Below are 1173 nucleotides of genomic sequence, written 5' to 3'. Positions count from 1 at the left end.
AGCAGCCCGAAGTCTCCGAGCGAAGCCACGTCGCGCCGCGCACGGCGACGGAGCTGCGAGTGGCCGAGCTGTTCGGGCGGGTGCTCGGTATTGAGCGCGTTGGCGCCGACGGGAACTTCTTCGATCTCGGCGGTCATTCGCTGCTGGCGACTCAGCTCGTTTCGCGCATTCGACAGGCGTTCGATATCGAGTTGCCGTTGCGAGAGTTGTTCACCTCGCCCACCGTGGCCGCGCTCTCCGAGAGGGTCGAGCGGGCTGCGCGAGTGCGAGGCACAGCGAACGTGCCTGTTCTGCGGCCTCGGGCGAGCCGTGTGGAGTCACCGCCGCTGTCGTTCGCGCAGCAGCGCCTCTGGTTCCTGGAGCGGCTGTCACCAGGTACGGCCTTCTACAATCTCCCCATTGCGGTGGACCTCATCGGTCCGCTCGATGCCGAGGCGCTGCGTCGCGCCTTCGAGGCGCTGGTGCTCCGGCACGAGGCGCTTCGCACCACCTTCCGAGTAGAGAACGGCCAGCCCGTTCAGCACATCGAGTCTGCGCCAGGACTCGAGTTCTCAGCGCTCAGCCTGGAGTCACAGTCGGCCTCCGCGCGCGAGGCCGCTGCGCAGGAGTGCGTCGAGCGTGAAGCCCAGCGGCCGTTCGACTTGGAGCACGGCCCGTTGATCCGAATGACGCTGCTCCGGCTGTCGGATCGGGCGCATGTGTTGGTGCTCGTGACGCACCACATTGTCTCGGATGGTTGGTCCAACGAGATCTTCGTTCGCGAACTCACGGCGCTCTACGAGGCCTTCGTCGACGGCCGTCCCTCACCTCTGCCCGCCCTGCCCTTGCAGTACGCGGACTTCTCGACGTGGCAGCGCGATTGGCTCCAAGGGGATGCCCTGGAGGCGCAGCTCGCCCATTGGCGTCAGCAGTTGACCGGAGCGCCGAGGGCCCTGGAGCTGCCAACGGATCGTCCACGCCCGGCGGCGCAGACGTTCCGAGGCGCGACCGTGCACGCGGCGTGGCCGAAGTCGCTGTGGCGCGAACTGGAGGGACTGGGCCGTAGCGAGGGCGCCACCGTATTCATGGTGTTGCTGGCGGCATTCCAAGCCGTGCTGTCGCGCTACACGGGCCAGAGCGATGTGAGCGTGGGCTCACCCATCGCGGGACGAACCCACGCGGAGACGGAGGGCT

1 protein-coding gene is annotated in these 1173 nt (G+C 67.5%); it reads left to right on the top strand.

Annotation, left to right across the window (positions count from 1 at the left end; genetic code table 11):
* Positions 1-1173, top strand: a 1173-nt coding sequence (locus tag JGU66_36285; GenBank protein ID MBJ6766235.1) for a non-ribosomal peptide synthetase, incomplete at both ends; no start/stop codon positions are given.

This window comes from Myxococcaceae bacterium JPH2, assembly GCA_016458225.1.
Taxonomy (GTDB): domain Bacteria; phylum Myxococcota; class Myxococcia; order Myxococcales; family Myxococcaceae; genus Citreicoccus.
The sequence above is the reverse complement of the archived record's forward strand: the minus strand, read 5'-3'. Positions and strand labels throughout refer to the sequence as shown.